The sequence below is a fragment of the Akkermansiaceae bacterium genome, from assembly GCA_019634595.1.
GTDB lineage: Bacteria > Verrucomicrobiota > Verrucomicrobiia > Verrucomicrobiales > Akkermansiaceae > Luteolibacter.
This window is the reverse complement of record JAHCBC010000001.1, coordinates 864,146-885,419: the sequence shown is the minus strand read 5'-3', so window position 1 is coordinate 885,419 and position 21,274 is coordinate 864,146. Positions and strand designations below refer to the sequence as shown.

Below are 21,274 nucleotides of genomic sequence, written 5' to 3'. Positions count from 1 at the left end.
TGTAATAAAAGAAAGCAGAGAGTTTCACCGCGTGGTGACCGTATGGATGGTTGATGCCTCCAGTTCCCACCGTCATCATTCTCTGTCTATCCGTCCTGACCGCAGGACTTTCCGCCGAAAAGGCGACCGAACCTTTCAATACCGAGAAATCCACCTCCCTCCCGCTCCCACCTGAAAAGGCGGCGGCGGATTGGAAGCTGCCGGAGGGTTTCCAAGCGAGCGTCTTCGCCGCGGAACCGGACGTCCGCCAACCGATCGCCATGTGCATGGACGACCGCGGCCGCCTGTGGGTCGCGGAGAGTTTCATGTATGCCGGGAGCATCGGCGGCTACTACGAGAAGAAGCTGCGCGACCGCATCATCATCCTGGAGGACACAGACCACGACGGCGTGCATGACAAGCGGACCGTGTTCGCGGAAGGATTGGAACGCCTCACCAGCATCGAGGTCGGCCTCGGCGGGGTGTGGGCGCTGACATTGCCCGATCTGGTGTTCATCCCGGACAAAGACCGCGATGACGTTCCCGACGGTCCCGCCGTCCGGCTCATCGATGGATTCGACGTCAAGAAATCCGGCCATACCATGGCCAACGGCCTGCGCTGGGGACCGGACGGCTGGCTCTATGGAAGGCAGGGCATCCTCGGCCATTCATTGCTGGGGACGCCCGGCGCATCACCGGAATCCCGCGTGAAGATGAACGTGGGCATCTGGCGTTATCATCCCGCCCGCCGCACGGTCGAAGTGGTGGCGGAAGGAACCACCAACCCATGGGGGATGGATTGGGATGAACACGGGGAGATGTTCTTCATCAACACCGTCATCGGCCATCTCTGGCATGTCATCCCCGGTGCCCACTACAAGAGGATGTTCGGCGACGACTACAACCCGCACATCTTCGGACAGATCGACCAGCATGCCGACCACGTCCACTGGGACACGGCGGAAAAGTGGAATGAAATCCGGGTCGGCATGAGCGCGGAATCCTCCTCCGCCGGTGGCGGCCACGCCCACACCGGCCTGATGATCTATCTGGGCGACAACTGGCCGGAAGAATACCGGAAAGAGCTTTTCACCATCAACTTCCATGGCCGCCGCCTGAACCGGGAGCATCTGGAGCCAACCGGCAGCGGCTTCACCGGTCGCCACCGTGCCGACCTCGTCTTTTCGGCGGACCCATGGTTCCGGGGAATCGACCTGCTTTATGGTCCGGACGGCGGGGTGTTCATCGCCGATTGGTCGGACACCGGAGAATGCCATGACGACGATGGCATCCACCGCCAGTCCGGCAGGATCTACAAGATCACCCACGGAACCCCGGCCGTCCCGGCGGTGACGGATGTCGCAGCCGTTCCAACGGACGCATTGCTTCCCCTTCTCTCCCACCGGAACGAATGGTTCGCACGCAGGGCGCGCCTTTCATTGCAGCAACGCGCGGCCTCGGGTGAAAACATGGAGCCGCTTCTGACCGGCCTCCGCAACCAACTCGGGAACGGTGCCACCACCGCGCTGAAGCTCCGGGCACTGTGGTCACTGCACGCCATCGGCAAGGCGGACCGGAAGATGCTGACCGATCTCCTCTCCCATCCGGAGCCTGCTGTCCGGGTCTGGTCGGTCCGCCTGCTGCTCGACACCGCCACTCCCGCTTCCGGCGATGAAGAAACCATCGCCGCGCTGACGCGCCTCGCCGGAGCCGAATCTTCCCCCGCCGTGCGCCTCGCGCTTGCCGGTGCCCTCCAACGGATTCCCATCGCTTCCCGGGCCGGAATCGCCGCACCGCTGCTCGGACACGCCGGGGATGCCACGGATCACAACCTGCCGCTGATGCTGTGGTATGGCATCGAGCCGCTCGCCACGGCCCACCGCCGGACACTGGCGGATCTGGCGAAAAGTTCCGCCATCCCGCTGGTCCGCAACCATATCGCACGACGCCTCGCCCTCGATCCGGCGGATCCGGAACAGGCATTCGACGGACTCATCCGCCATGCCGCCACCGCACCGGAGGAGTGGACGATGGACATCCTCGCCGGGCTTTCGAAAGCGCTTGAGGGCATCGGCGCACCCAATCCCCCGGCATCCTGGCCCCGGCTTTCCGCGGTGATCGGGAAATCCCCGGATCCCGGCATGATGGGCTTCTATCGCTCCCTGGGCGCTTTGTTCAAGGATCCGGCCGCCGTCGAATCCAACCGCATGCTGGCCGCCGATGATGGCGCGCCTGCCGAAGCACGGGCCGCAGCGCTGCGGACCCTGACCACCATCCGCGATGCCGGCTCACTGGAGGTGGCGAAATCCCTCATCGGCAGGCCCGGCCTCCATGCGGTGGCCATGGAACGCCTGGCCGTCGAAGGTGATCCCGCCATTGCCGCGGAGATCCTCAGCCATTTGCAGGGCCTTTCAACGGCTGACAGATCCGTGGCGATCGACGCCCTGATCTCCCGTCCGCAATGGGCCGCGCAGTTGGTTGCGGAGATCTCCGCCGGGAAGCTCACCGCGGATCTGCTTTCCCCCTTCCAGGTCCGGCAGATGCGCTCGCTGAAGGCCCCTGAACTGGCCGGTGAGATCACACGGCTGTGGGGGGAGATGCGGGATTCCAGCAAGGAGAAGATCCACGCGGCGAACGTCTGGAAGCTCTACCTCACCCCGAAGACGCTTTCGCAGGCGGACAAGAAGAAGGGCAAGGAAATCTACGGCCAATACTGCGGCACCTGCCACAAGATGTACGGTGAAGGCGGCACCGTCGGCCCCGAACTCACGGGTGGAGGCAGGGACAACCTCGACTACCTGCTCTCCAACATCCTCGATCCGAGCGAGGTGGTCGCGAAGGAGAACCAGCTTTCCATCATCACCCTGAAGGACGGCCGCACCCTCAGCGGAATGATCCGGGCCAGTGACGGCCGCACCACTTCCCTCCAGACGCTCGCGGAGAAAATCTCCCTGCCCACCGCGGACATCGGCAAGATCGAAACCCTCCCGAACTCGCTGATGCCGGAAGGCCTGATCGATTCCCTCCCCCGTGAACAGGTCCGGGATCTCATCGCATGGCTGATGGACAAGGGTGGTTGATCCCTCACTGGAACCCGGCGAGATCACGGTCGCTCCTTGCGAATGCCTCCAGCGACCGGTCCATTCGAAACGCCCGTTTAAGATGAGTGCGGGCGGATGCATGTTCCCCCAGCACCCACAGATAGCAGCCGATGTTGTAGTGGAAGGTGGGCATTTCCAGCAGGGCCTTCGGCCCCCGCAGCAACCAGTTGCGGGCCGCCAGCGTGTCCCCTGTCTCATGGAGACAAAACGCCGCCTGCAGGAAATACTCGGCATTCAGCGGTTCTCTGGTGCACAGCACCCTGGCGGTTTCGGACGCGGCATTCCATGACCGGCACTCCATCTGGATGATCACCTTCATCTCCAGCACCACGGAAGTGACCTGTTCCTCTTCCGCAAGGCACTGCAACTCCAGGAGCGCTTCGTCCGGTAATCCCAGATCCAGCCAGCCACTGGCTGCCCGCAAAGTATCTGCCACCTCCATGTCCGTCCATTGTATGGAATCCGGGAATGCCACGCAATTTCGTATTCACCGGAAATGCTTGCGAAAGTCACGTAGGCCGGAAGAATCCGCCGCCTTGCACAAGGTCATCATCCATACCGACGGAGGCTGCAAAGGCAACCCGGGGCCGGGAGGCTACGGCGTCGTCCTCGTCGCGGGACGCCACCGGAAGGAACTTTCCGCCGGATACCGTCTCACCACCAACAACCGCATGGAACTCCGCGCCGCCATCGCCGCGCTGGAGTTGCTCAAACAACCGTGTGAAATCGAACTCCATTCGGACTCGAAGTATGTCATCGACGCGATGACCAAGAAGTGGGTGGACGGCTGGAAACGCCGGGACTGGATGACCGCCGGCAAGACCCCGGTGAAGAACAAGGACCTGTGGATCCGCCTGGTGGCCGCAAGCAAGCACCACAAGATTGACTGGCGTTGGGTGAAGGGTCATGCCGGCCATGCGGAGAACGAGCGCTGCGACGAGCTGGCGAATCTGGCGGTGGCGAAAAAGGATTTCCAGGAAGACACCGGATTCACCGAATCCGGAGAATGAACGATGCTCCGTTGAAACGGCGGCTTGCCTCATCCCCGGCGGACGGGTTTCCTCCTGCCCGCGTGGAATCCCCCAAGGAAAGCAGACTGAAACGGAAACTCGGCGTGACCGGGGATTTCTGGGCACGGTTGCTCCGCCGTGCGCTGTCCGGGGTGCCTTGGTTCCTGGAGGCCCCCCTCATCGCGGGCTGGGCGCCGTTGTTCTTCCTGATGGCGAAAAAGCCGCGCCGTGCCGTCGCCGCGAATCTGAGGGCGATGTTCCCCCACTGGGGGCCGTGGAGGGCGCGGCTGGGTGCCTGGCAGGTGGTTTGGAATTTCTCCATCACCTATGTGGATGGCCTGCGCTGTGAGAGCGGGACGGGTGACATCGACTGGGCGATCGAAGGCATCGATCATCTGGAGAGCCTGTCCAGCCATCCTGGAGGGGCGGTGATCCTCACCGCCCATATGGGGAACTACGACATCGCGGCGCCCTTGTTCTCCTCGCGTATCCAGCGTTCGTTGTATGCGGTCCGTGCTCCTGAAAAGGAGCCGGAGGTGCAGAAGATCCGCGAAGAGGAGATGCGCAGGAAAGAGGTGGAGAACCCCCATTTCCGCACCCTGTACAACCACGACAACAACCTGCTGGGCATCGAACTGGCGAAGCTGCTCCAGGACGGGAATCTGGTGGCGGTGCAGGGGGACCGGGTGGTGTTCGATGTTTCTCCCATGGAGGTGGAGGTCGAACCGGGTCTCGTCATGCGCCTACCCCGCGGCCCGCTGTTCCTCGTCCGTGCCGCCGGTTGCGCCTGCTACCCCCTTTTCATCATGCGGGATGGCTGGCGCCGCTACCGGGTGAAGGTGCTGCCCGCACTGGAACTCCCCGCGCGGACGCGTGGGCCGGACACGGAAGCCTCCGTCCTTTGGGCGAAGACGATCCTCGATGTGGTCCGCTCCCACTGGAACCAGTGGTTCGTCTTCGAACCCGTGCTGCAGCGCACCACGGAGAAAGCGGATCAGCGGGAATAGGGCACCGTCTGCGGAAGCCCGTGCAACCGGCTGTGGATCACGTTCGCCATGTCCGCCGCCACGCGCTTGATGTGCCCCGCGTTCTCCCCCTCGAACCACTGGTCCACCGTGGTGGTGAAAAGATGGAGCCAACGGTCGAACATCGCCCGATCCATGGGCGTGCGCCCGGCGAGGTGGCGATGGACGGCGAGGGGATTCCCCCTGTATCCGCCGGTGCGGAAAAGCACCGTTTCCCAAAAGTCACAGAGCTTCGGCAGGTGTTCCTCCCAGTTCACCTTGGCGATGTCGTCAAAGACAGGCCCCAGCGTGGCATCCCGCCTGACGGATGCGTAAAAGCGATCCACCAGCAGCTCGATGTCCTCCCGCCCCCGGATGTCACTCCTGCCTTCCGTCATCGTTTGCATGACGCCATCCTCTTCCCGGATGCCTCCGATCTCCAACCTTGTTTCCCGTCCCTTTTTGATCCGGATCAAATCCCCGGCATTTCATCAGGCAGGAATCCTCCTGATCCACGTATAGTCCGGCAGCCACGCATGAAAGCCCTTCTCCTTGCTCCCGCCCTGTCCGCCGTCTCCGGCATGGCAGCAGCCCAGGAGATGTGGGATCTCCCGCCCATCCTTTACTCGAAGACGGTGGCGACGGATCCGCTCGCACGGCTGGTGGAAACAGGAACCGCCCTACCCCAGGGCAGTGAACAGGAAACGCTCCGGTTTCTGCTCCGCCTGCTGGAGATTCCGGAAGCCTCGCAGATCCTCGTTTATTCGAAAACAAGCGCCCAGAACTATTTCATCAGTCCGCGCACGCCGCGCGCGCTGCACTTCAATGAGAACGCCTACGTGGGGCATGTCTTGGGCGGAGGCTTCGAGATCATCATCCATGACGATCATCTGGGGGCGGTTTTCTATTTCATCGAGCCGGAACCGGACGGCCGGAAGCTGGAGATCCAGCGGAACACCACCTCCTGCCTGAACTGCCACGCCACCCGCCGCACGGAACTGGTCCCCGGTCTGACGGTGCGTTCCGTGCCCACGGATGCCGATGGCAATCTGCTGCTGACGCTGGGATCCACCCGCACGGATCACCGCACGCTGCTGCCGCGGCGGTGGGCGGGCTACCATGTCACTGGCGGCAGCGCCCTGCCCCATCTCGGAAACCGTACGTTCACCCTCGAAGGCGGCCTGCTGCCGGACCAGCCACAAGCAACATTGAAAACGGTTTCCGGAAAGATCGATACTTCCCGCTATCTGACGGATACCAGCGACATCGTCGCGCTCATGGTGCTGGAGCACCAATGCCTGATGCACAACCTCCTCATCAACGCCTCCATGGAGTTCCGCAGGGCATCCTGGCTGGAAGGAACCAGTGGCGGAAAACAGGCCGCGGTTCTCGCTGAAGCGAAGGCGCGCGGCATCGTAGATGTGATGTTGTTCAAGGACGAAGCTCCGATGGGTGACGGCGGTGTGGATGGCAGCCCCGCATACCAAAACGCCTTCGCCTCACGTTTCCCGAAAACGGAAGCCGGTGATTCGCTCGCGGATTTCCATCTCGGGAACCGCCTTTTCAAGAACCGCTGTTCCTACATGATCCACTCGAAGGCTTTCACCTCCCTGCCTGCTCCCATGAAAGAGGCGGTGTTCCGGGAACTGGAGCGGCGGCTCACTTCCGGGAACGGCTGCGGATGGATTCCGGAGGGCGAGCGGAAGCGGATTCTGGAGATTCTCCATGAAACCGTGCCCGGTTTCACTGATGGTCCATGAAACCACCATCGCCATGAAAATCCATCTCAAGCGGGTTTATGAACCCTCTTCCAAGGAAGACGGCAGCCGGTTCCTGATCGACCGCGTCTGGCCCCGCGGAGTTTCGAAAAAGGATCTCGGCTCCGCCGTCTGGCTGAAGGAGATCGCCCCCTCCACGGAACTCCGCAAATGGTTCAACCATGATCCGGAACGCTGGCAGGAATTCCGGAAACGCTACTTCACCGAACTGCGTTCCATGGATGTGCCGGTGGAAACGCTGCGCGGCGCCATGAAGGAAGGTCCCGTCACCCTCCTCCACGCCGCCCGGGATGGGGAACACAACCATGCGCTGGTGTTGCGCGACTTCCTCCTGGAAAGCGGCTGAACCTTCGCCTTCCCTTCTGGAAATTCCGGCGTAGTCTGGCGGTCATGATCCATAAGATCGCCGCGATTTTCCTTTCCCTCGCCGCCTGCATGACGGTCGCGGTGGCGCAGAGGGTCGGTTCTCCCTGCCCGCTCCGGCTGCCGCTCGACACCGTGTTCAAGGGCGAGGCGAAATTCCACGCCATGGTGGCGAAAGCGGAGCGTGAGAACTGGCGGAACCTGCCCCTGCCACAGCGGACCATGCGGGTGGCCCGCGAACTGGTGGGCGTCCCCTATGTGAACTACACGCTGGAGATCGACGACAGGATCGAGTCGCCCTCGGTGAATTTCACGGGCATGGACTGCTGGACGTATTATGAGAACTCCCTGGCGTTCGCACGGATGCTCCGCTACAAACCCGGCCCCTACAAGCCGCAGGACATGCTCCACATGATCGAGGTGGAGCGCTACCGCAACGGCACCTGCACCGGTGGCTACCTCAGCCGCATGCACCATCTGGAGGAGGTCTTCCATGACAACCAGCGCCGGGGCCTGGCGGAGAACATCACCCGCCGCATCCCCGGCTCCGTGAAGATCGAACGAGAGATCCGCGAGATGACCGTGCAGTGGAAAGCCTACCGCTACCTGAAAAACAACCCATCCCTCATCAGCCCGATGGGCAAGATCGAGGCCCAGGTGTCCCGCCTGCCCGTCCACCACATTCCGAAGCAGAATGTCCGGGGCATCGAGAAATACCTTCAGGATGGCGACATCTGCGCCATCACCACGCACAGCACCTTCGGCTACACCTCCCACGTGGGACTCATCCTGCGGGTGAAGGACCGCGCTTATTTCTGCCACGCCACCTCCGACCGTGACAAAGGCCGCATGACCATCATCGACCGTCCCATCGCCGACTATGTGAACGGAACCGCCAAGCACGCCGGCATCATCATCTGCCGCCCGAACGAACTGACGCCATCCCTGCTATGGAAGCAGAACATGGCGAAGCAGTGAGGAGGGTGGACATGGCGGCAGAGCCGCCATGTCCGCTTCGCTCCCATTCTTTTCCACCGGCGGCATTGGCGAAAAAAAAGAGGAGAGGTGTTCAGTGTTCAGGGAAGAAAGAAGACTGAACGCAAATCATGCGAATTTTGGAAAAATCGTTTTCTTCTCTCGGCGTTCCTTGCGACCTTGGCGGCTTTGCGGCGGATCTGTTGTGATTCGCCAATGCCGCCGGTGGACAGGAGTGTCCACCCTCCTTACGCCATCTGCGCTTCGCGCTCGGCGATTTCCTTAATCTCCTCGCCCGCTTCCTTCTCCACCAGCGGACGTGCGAGCATCTGCTCGTAGATGGCGATGTAGCGCCGGGCGACTTCCTTGTGGCTGAATTCATTCAGGCTTTCCCGCATCACCCGGCCGATCTCACGGGCGCGGGTTTCCGCAGGCAGGGCGAAGAACCGCATCGCCTCATCGATCGCCCAGCGGAAGCCGCGGGCATCATAGTTGTCGAAGCGGAACCCATTTCCGGTGGAGGCGTCCGCATCCAGATGCCGGACCGTGTCATACAACCCGCCGGTGGCATGGACGACCGGCAGTGAGCCATAGATCGGCGCGGTCATCTGCGGCAGCCCGCATGGCTCGAACAAGGACGGCATCAACATGAAGTCCGAACCGGCGTAGGCGAGACGGGAGAGACGTTCCTCGAAGTTCCGCACGGCCACCCTCTCATGGAGGTTGAAACGGTCCACGATCTCATGGATCCAGCGCTGGTGCGGACCGTCCGCCACGACGACGACCTGGAAGTTCCGGTTCCAGTATTCCGAAACCAGACGATGAAGCGTGTTTGTCAGCAGTTCCGGGCCTTTCTGGACGGGGTCGAGGCGGGACGGCCAGAAGAAGATCGGCGCGGTTTCGTCCTCTTCCAGGCCGAGTTCCAGTTGCAGGGCTTTCTTGTTGGCGGCCTTTCCGGCTACGAAATCGTTGTGGTCGAAATTGAGCGCGAGCGAGTCGTCCGTGAGCGGGTTGTAGGAAACATCCGGAGCATTGAGGATGCCGTCGGAGCAACCGGCCAGATACTTGTGCCGCAGTTCCTGACGCACGGTCTGCGGCACCATGGGGTGCCATCCTTCCACGATCTCCCACAGGAAGCGCGGGCTGACGGTATTGATGAAGTGGGCGGCGAAAATACCGGAGGTCAGCAGGTCCACCGGCACATGGGAGCGGGCGTGGTCATAGCCCGACGGGGCACCGGAGAAATAAAGGTTCATCCAGAACTCCGCGGCATCGATCCCGGTCTCCTCCACCTGCGCGAGAGACACCTGGCGGGTGTGGATGTTATGGACCGTGAAGAGGCTCTTGATGCCCCGGCGGCGCGCCATGGCCGGGATGAGCGCGGTCATCCAGTCATTGCAGTGGATGAGATCCGGACGCACGCGCGGGACGACGTTGTTGATGACCTCCCGCTGGAAGACGAGGGCGATCTTCATCGCCTCATCCGCATGGCTGCTATAGACGTGTTCCCGGTAGTAGAAGATGCGGTCCTCCGCCAGATGGATGTGCGCTTCCGGGAGGACTTCGTGGTATTTCCTCAACTCCCGTTCATGGAGGTTGAAGACGTCGCCCTGGAACATCCGCCGGTAGTTCGGCATGGCTACGTGAACATCCGCTCCCAGCTCGAACAACGCGGAAACGAGCGATGCTGAGACGTCCGCCAGACCACCGGCTTTCGCCGACATCCGCTGGGCCATGTTGCCCATACCGGGGGGCAGATAGGTGATTTCCGGGGTGACAATGAGAATGCGGGGCTTCTCGGGCTTGGGGAGCGAAGACATCGGGGTTTTTGCGGAAAGTGAGAGAGGGGCGGGACTGCTGAGCATTAGGTCAAATCCGTGGACTATTCCACATCAATCTCAAGGAGATCGCCTTTATTTCGCGGAATCTCACGCATCCACGAAATGACGCACGCAGTGCTGTGACCACGTTTCCAGGCGCTCATGCAGGGGCCCGTTCAGGTCGCTGATGGAGCTGAAGGAAAGCTCCGACAGCGCGTCTTCCTTCGACGTCACGTTACCATCCGGCAACTCGACGAGATGCACCACACCGAGGTGGACCTGGCCGACCGGATTGGTGTCGTCATTGAGCAGGGCGACGATCCGCTGCTGGTAGCCGCCGGGGATGTCCAGCTCCTCATCGATCTCCCGCTCCACCGCGGCGAAATAGGCGGCCCTGCCGGTCCTGCCGCCGCCGGTATCCACCGGGTTGATGTGGCCACCCACGCCCACCGAAATTTTTGCATGGAGGCGATTTTCCCCGCCCGACTTGCCACGGGTATAGTGCAGCAGTTGGTCGCCATGTCTGAAAACGCAATAGGGGATCAGTTGCTTGTGGGTGGGGTCTTCCTCCGCCTCGGCGCGGTCCATGAAGAAATGGTTCGCAGGGTCCAGCAGCTTCTCCAGTGCCTGCTCCACCCCTTCTCCCTTGATCCCCTGGAAAATCCCGATCTCTTCCAGCAACGAACGCGGAACCACCAATACCTGCTCACCGGCATACTTCGACATGCCCCGGAACATAGGGAATCCCCTCCGCCGGAGCCAAGCGAACAAGCTGTGGATCCCCATTTATCCGCAGGCATCCGGTCCTACGGCATCCCGTAATATCATTCCCCGGAGATTTCCCGCATGATCTTCCCGTCGTCCACCCCCGTGGGCGGTTTCCCCCTTACCCCCACCCCGTCATGTCCCCCACCCGGTTCCTGTTCATCTGTGTCGGCGTCATTGCCGCGATCACATCCGTACGCGAAGCGAAAGGCCAGACCCTCTCCGGCGCACCCACCTTCCTGGTCAGCGGACGCTTCACCAATCCTGTCGAAGAAGGCTCCAACAGCCTGCTGGTCCGGGACAACAATCTCACCAATGGCTACAACTCCGGTGCGGACCTCACGGACGCTCCAGCCGGACTTTCCTCCACCGGACCTGCCGGCGCCGCATTCTTCCAATGGGGCCGTGCCTCCACCTCCGACACCTACTCACACCCCAGCGCCCTTTGGTTCATCCCGGTGGATGTCACCAACGCAGCTCCGGAACAGGACTTCCAGATCGGCTACCTCTACTACCGGAATGGCACGATCCAAAGCTCCACCGGGGCCTCCGCCGTCGATATGTCCTTCACGTTCAGCTTTCCGTCGGACGGGGCGACGATGAACACCAGCTTCACCAGCAAGCTGATCAACACGCCCAACAACGGCACCGCCGAGCAGAATGCGGATGTGGTCTCCCTCTCCAACCACTTCGCCCCCACCGGCTACAAGGACAGTTCCGGCAACGCCTACTATCTGGAGCTGTCCTTCAAGATGGACGCGGACACGCTGAACGCGCTTTCGACCGGCACGGAGTTCCGCGCCTATGAGGGTACCACCAGCCGTGCGGAGATCATCGGCCGCTTCACCACCACGCCGAGCGTCGCGGTGGTGCCGGAGCCGTCCTCCCTCCTCATCGGCCTTCTCGGCGCCCTGCCCCTCATCTCCCGCCGCAAACGGTGATCCGGGCGACATCCGCTCTTGAACAGCAGGCAATCAAGGCCATTGGTTTTCACGCAAACCAATGGCTTCATCGTTTCATGGCAGTTCCCTGATCGGGGGAAAACATCTCCCACCGACCGCTGGGGGCTTCAGCGTGTTCTCCCCCATCACGTTGGAGGAACTACCTGGAGAGTTCTTCCCTGCCTCCGGAAAGGACGTGGATCGCGCATTGGCTGCAGCGCGGGAGGCTTTCCCCACCTTCCGGACATCTTCCGGGGAAACGCGCGCCGTCTTTCTCGAAGCCATCGCGGAGAATCTCACCGGCATCCGGCATGATCTGCTCAACCGGGCGAGTCTGGAAACCGGCCTGCCGATTCCACGGCTGGAGTCCGAACTGGACCGCACGACCGGCCATCTCCGGATGTTCGCCGCCATCGCGCGGGATGGTTCGTGGCTCGATCTCCGGCATGAACCGGCGGTGCCGGACCGCACTCCATCGCCGCGGCCGGATCTGAGGCGGGCCTTCCGGCCCATCGGCCCGGTGGTGGTCTTCGGCTCCAGCAACTTCCCCCTCGCCTACTCCGTGGCCGGTGGAGACACCGCCTCCGCGCTCGCCACCGGGAATCCGGTGGTGGTGAAGGCCCATGAAGCCCACCCCGGCACCTCGGAGATGGTGGCGGCAGCCATCACTTCAGCCATCGCCAGGACCGGTCTTCCTGCGGGCATCTTCTCCTTGCTCCAGGGCAGCGGAAAGGAACTGGGCATCCCGCTGGTCACCCATCCCGCCACACGCGCGGTCGGATTCACCGGCTCCACCCATGCGGGCCGTATCTTCATCGATGCCGCGGCGAAACGGCCCGATCCCATCCCGGTCTTCGCCGAAATGGGCAGTCTCAACCCCGTGGTGATCCTGCCGTCCGGCTTGGAAAAGGATCCCAAAACGACCGCGCGCCTGCTGGCTGCCTCCATCACGACGAATGCCGGTCAGTTCTGCACGAAGCCCGGTGTCATCCTGATCCCGGACGGAGAAGATGGCAGAGATTTCATGGAACTCATCGCCGCGGAGGCGGAAGCCATCGCGCCGGTGCCCATGCTGCACCGGGGCATCCACGCGGCCTTCAACGAAGGAACCAAGAAACTACGGGCACTGCCATCGGTATCCGTCATTGCGTGCAAGGAGGCTGCGCCAGACACCCTCGAAGGAAGCATCCATCTCATCCACACGGATGCGGAAGAGTTCCTGAATGAAGAACTTCTCCGGCAGGAATACTTCGGGCCGCTTTCCATCATCGTCACATGGTCCCGCCTGGATCAGGTCAGGCAGATCCTCCAGTGTCTTGGCGGCCAGCTCACGGCGACGTTGTTCACGGAGGAAAATGACCAGGCGGCAGTGGATCTCATTCCGCTGCTGGAGGAAACCGCGGGCCGTGTGATCGTGAACGGTGTGCCAACCGGAGTGGAGGTGAACGCCGCCATCCAGCATGGCGGACCATGGCCGGCATGCAGTGATCCGCGCTTCTCCGCCGTCGGTCCCACCGCCCTGCTCCGCTTCGTCCGCCCGGTGGCCTATCAGAACTTTCCCGCCACCCTGCTGCCGGATTTCCTCGGTTAGCGTACCGTCGGCTGCAAGGCGAACAGGCCCCGTGTCGCCTGATAACCCTCCGACATCTTCATGCGTTTCCTTTCATGGCCGGCTCCCCAGGAGTCGGAGAAGATGATCGACTGGTCCTTGTCATTGTAGCCGGTGATGATGCGCATGTGCCCGCCCGCCGTCTGGGGGTTGAGATCCGGTTCCTCCTTGAACAGCCCCAGCTCGAGCGACCACAGCAGCGGCAGTCCGTTGTTCACATAAGTCCGCACCATCTTCATGAACGCGGCCTCATCGATCGGCCTGCCGACCACGAAGTCGCGCTCCACCTGCACGAATCCACCGCGCTGCGCGGTCATCCCCAGGATCTTCAGGCGGGTCTTGAAACGGTAGTCGATCTTGTCCAGTTCCTGGGCCATGGCCATGGTGCTGGTCCCCTTCTCCGGATCCGCTCCGGACACCGCCGCGATCTGGTGCATGTCCGCGCCGATGCCGAAGTATTCGAAAAGCCGCTGCACGGAAGCGACCACACAGTAGCCCTTGTTCCCCTGATCCACCATCGGCAGTCCGGCGACAACGACACTGCCATCCTCTTCCTTCACCACGTTCTTCGGCAGATCGGACAGCTTCACCGCAGCTCCGCCCCGGCTCGCCAGCATGGCGGCCGCCAGCCCACCCGTCGCGCCCTTGCGGGAAACACGCAGCCGCAGGAACTCGCGGGGTTGGTCCGCCAGCGCCCCTTCATTGTATTCCAGAACCGCGATCCCGGCCGGTGAGGCCCACCGGTAGCCCTCCGACAGCAAGCCCTGCTGGCGGTCCGCCTTCGTCACCGATGGCTTTGCCGCCAGTGCCTTGCTCATGCCCGCGCCACACGCTTTGAAGCGCTTCTCGAACTCTTCCTTCGTGATCTCCCCGCCATCCCCGCGGTTGAAGACCGAGAAAGTGACCACGTTCACTTTCCCGTCCGCGAAATCCACCACCGCCTCCTCCAGCGGCACCTCTCCATCGAGCGTCTTCAGGTCGATCTCCACATTCGAATAAAGCTTCCGGCTGAACTTCGCCCGCGTCTTGTCGTTCGTCAGCCACTTCATCAGCTTGCCGTTCGCCCCACCGAAGTCCTTTTCCAGTTGTTCCGGCGTCATCTCCCACACCTGCGGAAAGGCCATCAGGCCATCCAGCTTGCACTCCATCCTGCTCTCCGCCGCGCGCAGGGCACCCACCCATCCCGAGACCGCCACCACGGCCACCACCAACATCCGGTTCATCCGCCAACCCTAATCCGCTCCCGGAAGCCATGGCAAGGAGACTCAGCCAGAGAAACCCGCAACATTTTCAAAAAACGTCTTGCACGCACCCATCCCCGTATCTAAACCTCCGCCGCGCCTCCCGCAAGGGAGACAAACCCGCAAGGGGCGTTAGCTCAGTTGGTAGAGCACTTGCATGGCATGCAAGGGGTCAGCGGTTCGAATCCGCTACGCTCCACCATCCCCACACTTTGTTGGGGATGACCGGATGAAGATCACTCGGATCCCACAACGATGTTCCCGGATGGCTCGGGGCCACTTCCTCCCTGGAGATACCATTTCACGGTTTTCGGGCCGCTGAGCAGGACGTTGTCCTTCAGAGAGACTTCCGAGGGATTCGGGAATTTGGAGCCACCTGCAGTCACCAGGACGAGGTGGACCTTGTTTTCGTTCGGGCGGCCGTCGATGTAATTGCCCTCGATCACGACTTTCCGGGAATCGTTCACCACAAGAATCACTCCGTTCGGCTGGATCTTCGATCCGCCGACAATGGTGTTTCCGGACAGGCGGATGTCTTCGGAGCGATCCTCAACATGCAGGGCCTCCGCGCCGTAGTTTTCGATCCGGCAGCGCTCCACCACCCCTCTCTGGACATTGGCGAAGCCCACGGCAAAGCCACCCGAAGGGGTCTTGCTCAGGTTGTCCCGGAAAATGCAGTCCTCCACCCGGATGTCCGTCATCTTTCCTTTGGGTGAGTTGAACTCCAGATCCGACGCCTTGTTCCGCTCAAACAATGACTGCCTCACGATCACGCCTTCCACGGAACCGGTCGCCTGGTTGGCCTGGAACAGACCGAAGGTGAATCCGCGCAACTCGATCTTGTCAAAGGTGAGGTTCCTGAGCGCGCCGTTGCCCACCTGGAACGCATGGCAGTAGGTGCCGGGAAATTTCTCGACCCCTCCCTCGAAAACGCAGTCCCGGAAGGTGATCCCGTCCCTCTCCCCGAAGAGCGGGAACAGCACCGCCGCGAAATTCTCTTCACGCGAAAACGTCAGTCCCTGGAGCACCGAGGAGGAGCCGGGCTGGAGGAACTCCCGGTGCTCCGGCTTTCCACCTTCCGAGACGAGGAGAAACCTCGAGCGGCCGCCTTCACCCAGCAGGGTCACACCGTCGGGCATCGCCAGCCGCCCCTTGCCCAGCACCATGCGGTAGTCACCGGCGGGCACAAGGATGGTGTCGCCTTTCTTCGCGGCGGAAAAGGCGGCGGCCAGCGCGGCACGGTCATCCGCAGTGCCATCGCCTGCCGCCGAATACGGAGCCTTCCGTATGTCGATGATCTCCGCTTCCAGATTCCCCGCGAATAACGCGGCCAACGCCAACAACAGGACATGCCTCATCCACGGCCCATACCGGGGTGCTCAAGCAGGTCTTTCACCCACCTCGATCGTCACCGGCCCTTCCGCGCTGGCGGGGGTGATGACGGCGATGAACTCGATGGGGCTGTCGCTGCGGTTGAAGGTGGCGTGGACCACGCCCTTCGGGATGTAGAGGGACGAGCCGGGGCCCATCACGCGCATCTCATCCTCCAGCCACTGTTCCGCAGTGCCGGAGATGAAGTAGATGATCTCCTCCTTGTTAGGGTGGTAGTGGAAGGAATGACCCTCGCCGGGCTGGATGAGGACGCGGACGAACAGGAGATCCTCCGTGGTGGTGAAGCCGGGCTTCGAGTGCCACAGGTGCGTCTTTCCGCCGATGACTTCGACCTCTTCCTCTCCCGGCTGTGTGAAACGATGTGCTGACATATTTTCCTGATTCTTCATTTCGATGCGACCCAGCGGACGGCATTGACGAGGAGTTTCTGGAAATCCGGATTTCCATGGGCCTCCGCGGCGTGGCCGAGGGTGATGCCGACGATCCTGGTCTTCGCGTCCTTCGTCACCCAGACGCTGGGGTGGACGGCTCCCTCGGCGTGGTTCTCCGTGAGGATCTCCACCTTCGAGGCGTCCGGCACTTCCATGCGGTAGCTCTCATCATTGATGACGAACTTCGCGGAAACGCCCTTGGTCACCGGGTGGTCTTTGTTGACCACCAGCACATCGAAGTCACCCTTGCCATGGCTGCGGGTGCCGCCACCGATGAAGCGCGCGTTGTAGCCCGTCTCCGGAGGGTAGTTATACCAGGTGGCCGCATGCAGCATGACCAGACCCTTGCCGGCGTCCGCGAAGGCATTGATGGCCTTCTGGAAGTCGGGACGGGCGTACTGCGGATCGTTGCCGCTGAACACCAGCACATCCGCCTGCGGGATGAGCGCGAGCGCTTCGCCCAGGTTCGGCGTGGCCGCGACATCGATGCCGCCCGCCGCCTTCAGGATCTCCGAGTCCTCCTTGAGGAAGTAACGCGGGAAGTCATGCGAGCTTCCGGCACCCGCGAGCAGCACGCGCAGGGTGCCCTCCACCTTCGGTTCCTGGAACTTCGCGCCCGTGGGTGCGGTGGTCTTCGGATCGTATTTCTCCAGCTCTTTCGGCTCGGTCTTTGTCTCCACCTCCGCAGCTTCGGAGGAAAGGTCGGCGGTGATCGCCGCGACCACGGGAGTCACCCCGTTGTTGCTGCTTTCGAGCGTCAGCTTCGTGATCTTCCCGGGCTTCTTCACGTCGATGCGGATCAGGCGGATCTGGCCCTTTTCGACGACTTTCCTCACCAGCTTCGATCCGGAGATGTCCGTCTCCTTGTTGTAGTCGCCGAAGGCCATGCCGTTGAGAAGGACCGTCTCCTCCACGCGGCCGTCCTCGAAGTGGACGCCCACTTTCAGGGCGGGACGGAAATCCTTGATGGCGGGGAAGCCCCATCCGGCGATCCCACTGAGCAGGTAGAAGCGCGTGGCCTCCAGATCCACGGGGACCTCAACCTTGGCCGGATACTTCGAGGCGATGTTCTCGCGCACCCCTCCCCTGAGGATGAGGAGGTTCCTGCCGTTCACGCTCTTCTCCGGGTCCATGAGGAAGAACGGGATCTTTTCGGCGGCGATGTTGCCGTAGGCGGAGAAGAACACGCTTTCCGCAGGAGCCTCCTGGTTGGCGAACAGCCCCCTGCGGGAATCCGCCGTGTAGGCCTCCCGCAGGTCGAGCACGCGGTAGCGGCCCTCCGAAGCGGTCATGTAGGCGAGGATGTCACGGAGACCCTCACCGCCGAGGCCCTCCAGGCCTTCCGGCATGAGGCTGCGGTGGGTGTTCTCGCGGGTGGCGATGTCGTCTTTCCTGATCTCCGCGTCCCCGCCCTGGTTGCGCAGGGTGATGGCGGCGGAGTTCTCACTGGTGATGACACCGGCCAGGGATTCGCCCTTTTTCGTCGTGATGTTCCATTGCCAGAAACTGGGGTCCACCTCGCGGTTCGGGTCCACGATGTGGACGAGAAGCTCCGCAGCGCCGTGGGAACCCATGCCCGTCAGGGGCGGGCCGACATCCTTGTCCCCCACGTCGCCGAAGCGGTGGCAGATGGCGCAGGCAGCGGCATAGAGCATCTTGCCGTTCTCCACATTGCCGGGTTTCGACACTTCGGGCAGCAGCTTGGCGATGACCTCGGCCTTGGCCTTCCCTCCCGGATTCAGCTTGTCCTCCATCTGCTTCGCGCGGTCCGCCACCTTCTTGTCCGGGTGGGTCCGCAGGCGGGCAATGTTTCCGGGACCGAAGGTCTCCGGCTTGATGGAACCTCCATCGACCGCATCCAGCAACGCAAGTGAAGCGTCGGATCGCTTGAGGATGCCATCAAACGCCTCGTTGACCAGCGACGGGCGGAGATGGTCGAGGATCGGCACCACTTCCTCGATGTGGTTGGTTTCCGCAAGGGCGGTGAGGGCGGCCTTCTGGACGTTCTCCGAGTCGCCGGTGTTCTTGAGGACATTGACCACCGCTCCAAGCGACTCCTTCGTGCCAACCCCTACCAATGCGCGGGCAGCGGAAATACGGGCGGCCTCCGGTGACTTCGTATCCTTCAGCTTGCCGTCGAGCGAGGCGACGGCGGCCTTCGTCCGTTCCGCAAGGGCACCTTTCTGATCCCAGTTCGTAACGAGCGGCAGCACCATGGGCAGCGTGGTGCTGTCATCCATCAGCTTGCCGAGCGCGGTTGACAGATCCTTGGAAACCTCGGGCTTGATATCCTGGCGGCTGGCGAGGGCATTGAGAATCGCGGCTTTCAGGCCCGCCGGGGCTTTCGGGGCTGCCGCGACGCCCAGCACGAGATCACGCGCACCGACAGCCGGGTTTTCCCGGAGGGCTTCCGGCAGCAGGTTCGCCACGAAGGATTCCAACGAAGCGGAAGCCGCTCCTGATGCGAGCACCTCGTTGAGATAGTCCACCGCATGGGTGGAGGCCGCCGCGATGAGTGCGGAGCGGGTCCAGTCGTCCTTTGCCTCGCTGTAGGCTTTCAGAACCTGGCGGCGTTGTTGGGGTGTGGTGGATGAAGCGAACTTTTCGTAAGTCCTGTTGGGGCCGGAACCGACAGGCTCCGCGTTCTTTACCAGATTCCCCTCACGGAGGAGGCGCATGGCGGTCAGGCGGGTCTGGGAGTTCGGGCTGGCGGACGCCTTGATGATGTCAGCGGCCTTGTTGCGGTCGATGACCGGGACTTCCAGCTTCTTCGCCTTCTTGTGCTGGATCTTCCAGATGCGGCCGAAGTAGTGGTCGCGGTCCGGGCGGACGGCGGCATTGGCCGGTCCGTGGAGCGGGCCGCGGGTGTCGTTGTGGATGACCGCCTGGTTGTAGAAATCCACCAGATAGAGCGCGCCATCCGGACCGACGCGGTTCTCGATCGGGCGGAACCAGAGGTCACTGCTGCGGATGAACTCGGTTTCCTCCCTGCCCTTCTCCCGCTCCGCGGTGTAGGTCACTCCATCCGGCTTGACGAAATAATGGCTCACCAGGTTCACGGTCGGCTCTCCGGTGAAGTAGCTGTAGTTCCACTTGTCCGGCCAGGCCCCGCCTTCATAGACGGCGCAACCGGCGGCGGCGGTGTAGGAACCGACGAGGTCGATCTGCACGTAGGCGAGTTGCTCCCACTTCATCAGCGGGAAAAGCTTCTGGCGGACGACCATTCCGTGCCAACTGTCGGTGCCGGGGATCTTGCCCTTCGCCAGCACGGCCTCGGGCAGGACGGTGTGGAGGAAGACGATGCCGCTGGTCGGCTGGGTCCAGAAGCACTGGCCGTCGGTGGTCATGCAGAGGCCCCATGAGTTGCCGCCCTTGCTGGAATACATCTCGATCTCCGAGCCGTCCGGCTTGAACCGGACCACGCCGGAGCCGATCTTCACGGGAGGCTTCCCCTTCCCGCCTTCACCGAGCGCGGTCACATCCCCGGCACTGTAGCCGTGGGTTCCGTAAATCCAGCCGTCCAGCCCCCAGCGGAGGTTGTTCAGCACCGCGTGCGTGTCAAAGATGCCCAGACCGGTGTAGAGTTTCGTGCGCTTGTCGGCGACCTCGTCGCCATCGGTGTCTTCGAGGAACCAGATGTCCGGAGCGGAGGAAACGATGACCCCGTTCTTGTGGAGGACGAAGCTCGTGGCGAGTTCCAGTTTGTCCGCGAAGACATGCTTCTTGTCCATCACGCCATCGCCGTCCGTGTCGGTCAGGATGCTGATGCGGTCCTCCGGCTCGCGGTCATACTTTCCGGGGGCGACGGATCCGCTTTCCTTCCACTCGTCCGTGTTCGCCTTCCGCAGGCCGTTGGGATACTCCGGCGTCTCCACCACCCACATGCGGCCTTTCTCATCCCAATCGACGTTCATCACCTTGTTGATGAGCGGCTCCGCAGCTACGAGGGAGATGTCGAACTCCGGATGCACCTCGATCTTCGCGGCGGACTTTTCCGGGCGGGTGGGGCCGCCTTCCGGATAGCGGATGGCATCGCCCAGTTCCTCCGGGCGGCACAGTTCGTCGGCGTTCTCCCGCTTGCCCGCCCACGCGATGCCGCGGAGCAGGAGCGTGCGGATGGAGGTGTGGGAAAAGTTCTCATAAAGATGGCCGGGAACAAATGCGAGCGCGCGGCGGTTGCCGGTCTCATAGGTCCACATCTGCGGCTGGATGTCGTAGATGTTGACGCGCTTGTCGTCGCCGGGGTGGCTGGCGTCCTTCGGCTTCGGGGTGAATGCTCCGGCGAGCACCTTCACCTCCGGCAGGACTTCCATGTCGTAGTAGATCTCATCATCGAGATCGAAGTTGGACATGCCGGTGGTGATGGGATTCTCCCGGTCGGTGAAGTAGAGGGACATGTGGCCTTCCAGCCATTTCGTCTTTCCGAAACGCCAGGAGCCGCCGATGACGGTCTTGTACCAATCCGGATCCCGGGAAACCGTGCCACCATGCACGGCGACCACGCCGCCGCCGCGCTTCAGGAACTCCTCGAAGTTCGCACGGTCCTCGCCGGTGATGTTGCCGCCTTCCTCCGCGTGGATCACGACCACGTCGGTTTCCGCGAGTTGGGCCTTCGTCGGAAAGGCGTCGCCCCCGGTGGCTTTCGCGCCGCGTTCGTTGAGCAGCTTCGTCCAGTCCTTGAGGAAAGCGGGATGGTCGTGCGCTCCGGGACCGTGGGTCTTCTCTCCGGACCGGATGAAGACCCGGAGGGGTTCCGCAGCGTGGCCCGCCGCCGCCAACAGTCCGGCGACGAGGGTTCCGATGATGAATTTTTTCATGAATGTATGGGTTGGGAAAGTAAGGGGATGCTCCAATCCCCATGGTGG

16 protein-coding genes and 1 tRNA gene are annotated in these 21,274 nt (G+C 62.4%); 9 read left to right on the top strand and 8 right to left on the bottom strand.

Annotated features, from left to right (window positions below; all coding sequences use genetic code 11):
• Positions 1-53 precede the first annotated feature (53 nt).
• The gene (locus tag KF712_03685) at positions 54-3,059 is read left to right on the top strand and encodes a c-type cytochrome (protein MBX3740068.1); all 3,006 of its coding nucleotides are present in this window, start codon (positions 54-56) and stop codon (positions 3,057-3,059) included.
• A 4-nt stretch (positions 3,060-3,063) separates the two neighbouring features.
• Here KF712_03685 and KF712_03680 read toward each other — a convergent pair whose 3' ends face one another.
• Complete coding sequence (locus tag KF712_03680) at positions 3,064-3,555, bottom strand: hypothetical protein (protein MBX3740067.1); 492 nt, start codon at positions 3,553-3,555, stop codon at positions 3,064-3,066.
• On the opposite strand from KF712_03680, the gene rnhA reads away from it, so the two are divergent.
• Together rnhA and KF712_03670 are read left to right on the top strand one after the other, a co-directional pair.
• Complete coding sequence (rnhA, locus tag KF712_03675) at positions 3,536-4,090, top strand: ribonuclease HI (protein MBX3740066.1); 555 nt, start codon at positions 3,536-3,538, stop codon at positions 4,088-4,090. The two genes, KF712_03680 and rnhA, sit on opposite strands and share 20 nt — an antisense overlap.
• Complete coding sequence (locus tag KF712_03670; GenBank protein MBX3740065.1) at positions 4,087-5,097, top strand: hypothetical protein; 1,011 nt, start codon at positions 4,087-4,089, stop codon at positions 5,095-5,097. Before rnhA ends, KF712_03670 begins: the two co-directional genes overlap by 4 nt.
• Here the strand turns inward: KF712_03670 and KF712_03665 are convergent.
• Complete coding sequence (locus KF712_03665) at positions 5,085-5,501, bottom strand: group III truncated hemoglobin (GenBank protein MBX3740064.1); 417 nt, start codon at positions 5,499-5,501, stop codon at positions 5,085-5,087. The genes KF712_03670 and KF712_03665 overlap by 13 nt on opposite strands.
• A 129-nt stretch (positions 5,502-5,630) precedes the next feature.
• Here KF712_03665 and KF712_03660 point away from each other — a divergent pair, with 129 nt between their 5' ends.
• The 3 genes from KF712_03660 to KF712_03650 are packed head-to-tail and all read left to right on the top strand — an operon-like array spanning position 5,631 to position 8,213.
• Positions 5,631-6,854, top strand: a complete 1,224-nt coding sequence (locus KF712_03660) for a hypothetical protein (GenBank protein MBX3740063.1) — start codon at positions 5,631-5,633, stop codon at positions 6,852-6,854.
• A gap of 13 nt (positions 6,855-6,867) precedes the next feature.
• Complete coding sequence (locus tag KF712_03655) at positions 6,868-7,218, top strand: DUF488 domain-containing protein (protein ID MBX3740062.1); 351 nt, start codon at positions 6,868-6,870, stop codon at positions 7,216-7,218.
• A 44-nt stretch (positions 7,219-7,262) separates the two neighbouring features.
• Entirely contained in the window at positions 7,263-8,213 is a 951-nt protein-coding gene (locus KF712_03650; GenBank protein ID MBX3740061.1) for a DUF1460 domain-containing protein, read from the top strand.
• Positions 8,214-8,458: 245 nt separating this feature from the next.
• Here KF712_03650 and KF712_03645 read toward each other — a convergent pair whose 3' ends face one another.
• Both KF712_03645 and KF712_03640 read right to left on the bottom strand, forming a co-directional pair.
• Positions 8,459-10,075 (bottom strand): glycogen/starch synthase, encoded by a 1,617-nt coding sequence (locus KF712_03645; protein ID MBX3740060.1) that lies wholly within the window; start codon positions 10,073-10,075, stop codon positions 8,459-8,461.
• Between the two features lie 63 nt (positions 10,076-10,138).
• Entirely contained in the window at positions 10,139-10,756 is a 618-nt protein-coding gene (locus KF712_03640) for a hypothetical protein (GenBank protein MBX3740059.1), read from the bottom strand.
• Between the two features lie 176 nt (positions 10,757-10,932).
• Between KF712_03640 and KF712_03635 the strand changes: the two genes are divergently transcribed.
• Complete coding sequence (locus tag KF712_03635; GenBank protein ID MBX3740058.1) at positions 10,933-11,736, top strand: choice-of-anchor K domain-containing protein; 804 nt, start codon at positions 10,933-10,935, stop codon at positions 11,734-11,736.
• Between the two features lie 61 nt (positions 11,737-11,797).
• Positions 11,798-13,327 carry an aldehyde dehydrogenase (NADP(+)) gene (locus tag KF712_03630; protein MBX3740057.1) on the top strand — a complete coding sequence of 510 codons (1,530 nt, stop codon included), beginning with the start codon at positions 11,798-11,800 and terminating at the stop codon, positions 13,325-13,327.
• On the opposite strand, the gene KF712_03625 is transcribed toward KF712_03630, so the two are convergent.
• A complete protein-coding gene (locus KF712_03625; GenBank protein ID MBX3740056.1) occupies positions 13,324-14,568 on the bottom strand; it encodes a C39 family peptidase in 1,245 nt (414 codons plus the stop codon). The two genes, KF712_03630 and KF712_03625, sit on opposite strands and share 4 nt — an antisense overlap.
• 144 nt (positions 14,569-14,712) lie before the next feature.
• On the opposite strand from KF712_03625, the gene KF712_03620 reads away from it, so the two are divergent.
• Positions 14,713-14,788: transfer RNA gene (locus KF712_03620), tRNA-Ala, on the top strand.
• Between the two features lie 34 nt (positions 14,789-14,822).
• Here KF712_03620 and KF712_03615 read toward each other — a convergent pair.
• The 3 genes from KF712_03615 to KF712_03605 are packed head-to-tail and all read right to left on the bottom strand — an operon-like array spanning position 14,823 to position 21,226.
• A complete protein-coding gene (locus KF712_03615) occupies positions 14,823-15,944 on the bottom strand; it encodes a right-handed parallel beta-helix repeat-containing protein (protein ID MBX3740055.1) in 1,122 nt (373 codons plus the stop codon).
• A 21-nt stretch (positions 15,945-15,965) separates the two neighbouring features.
• Entirely contained in the window at positions 15,966-16,349 is a 384-nt protein-coding gene (locus KF712_03610) for a cupin domain-containing protein (protein ID MBX3740054.1), read from the bottom strand.
• Between the two features lie 14 nt (positions 16,350-16,363).
• A complete protein-coding gene (locus tag KF712_03605; protein ID MBX3740053.1) occupies positions 16,364-21,226 on the bottom strand; it encodes a ThuA domain-containing protein in 4,863 nt (1,620 codons plus the stop codon).
• Between the last annotated feature and the right edge of the window lie 48 nt (positions 21,227-21,274).

Excerpts from the sequence above, each read along its gene's own strand:
- KF712_03635 (MBX3740058.1), top strand. The coding sequence starts at position 10,933 with ATGTCCCCCACCCGGTTCCTGTTCATCTGTGTCGGCGTCATTGCCGCG.
- KF712_03610 (MBX3740054.1), bottom strand. The coding sequence starts at position 16,349 with ATGTCAGCACATCGTTTCACACAGCCGGGAGAGGAAGAGGTCGAAGTC.
- KF712_03640 (MBX3740059.1), bottom strand. The coding sequence starts at position 10,756 with ATGTCGAAGTATGCCGGTGAGCAGGTATTGGTGGTTCCGCGTTCGTTG.
- KF712_03665 (MBX3740064.1), bottom strand. The coding sequence starts at position 5,501 with ATGCAAACGATGACGGAAGGCAGGAGTGACATCCGGGGGCGGGAGGAC.
- KF712_03615 (MBX3740055.1), bottom strand. The coding sequence starts at position 15,944 with ATGAGGCATGTCCTGTTGTTGGCGTTGGCCGCGTTATTCGCGGGGAAT.
- KF712_03660 (MBX3740063.1), top strand. The coding sequence starts at position 5,631 with ATGAAAGCCCTTCTCCTTGCTCCCGCCCTGTCCGCCGTCTCCGGCATG.
- KF712_03670 (MBX3740065.1), top strand. The coding sequence starts at position 4,087 with ATGAACGATGCTCCGTTGAAACGGCGGCTTGCCTCATCCCCGGCGGAC.
- rnhA (MBX3740066.1), top strand. The coding sequence starts at position 3,536 with ATGGAATCCGGGAATGCCACGCAATTTCGTATTCACCGGAAATGCTTG.
- KF712_03645 (MBX3740060.1), bottom strand. The coding sequence starts at position 10,075 with ATGCTCAGCAGTCCCGCCCCTCTCTCACTTTCCGCAAAAACCCCGATG.
- KF712_03630 (MBX3740057.1), top strand. The coding sequence starts at position 11,798 with ATGGCTTCATCGTTTCATGGCAGTTCCCTGATCGGGGGAAAACATCTC.
- KF712_03685 (MBX3740068.1), top strand. The coding sequence starts at position 54 with ATGCCTCCAGTTCCCACCGTCATCATTCTCTGTCTATCCGTCCTGACC.
- KF712_03605 (MBX3740053.1), bottom strand. The coding sequence starts at position 21,226 with ATGAAAAAATTCATCATCGGAACCCTCGTCGCCGGACTGTTGGCGGCG.
- KF712_03625 (MBX3740056.1), bottom strand. The coding sequence starts at position 14,568 with ATGAACCGGATGTTGGTGGTGGCCGTGGTGGCGGTCTCGGGATGGGTG.
- KF712_03655 (MBX3740062.1), top strand. The coding sequence starts at position 6,868 with ATGAAAATCCATCTCAAGCGGGTTTATGAACCCTCTTCCAAGGAAGAC.
- KF712_03650 (MBX3740061.1), top strand. The coding sequence starts at position 7,263 with ATGATCCATAAGATCGCCGCGATTTTCCTTTCCCTCGCCGCCTGCATG.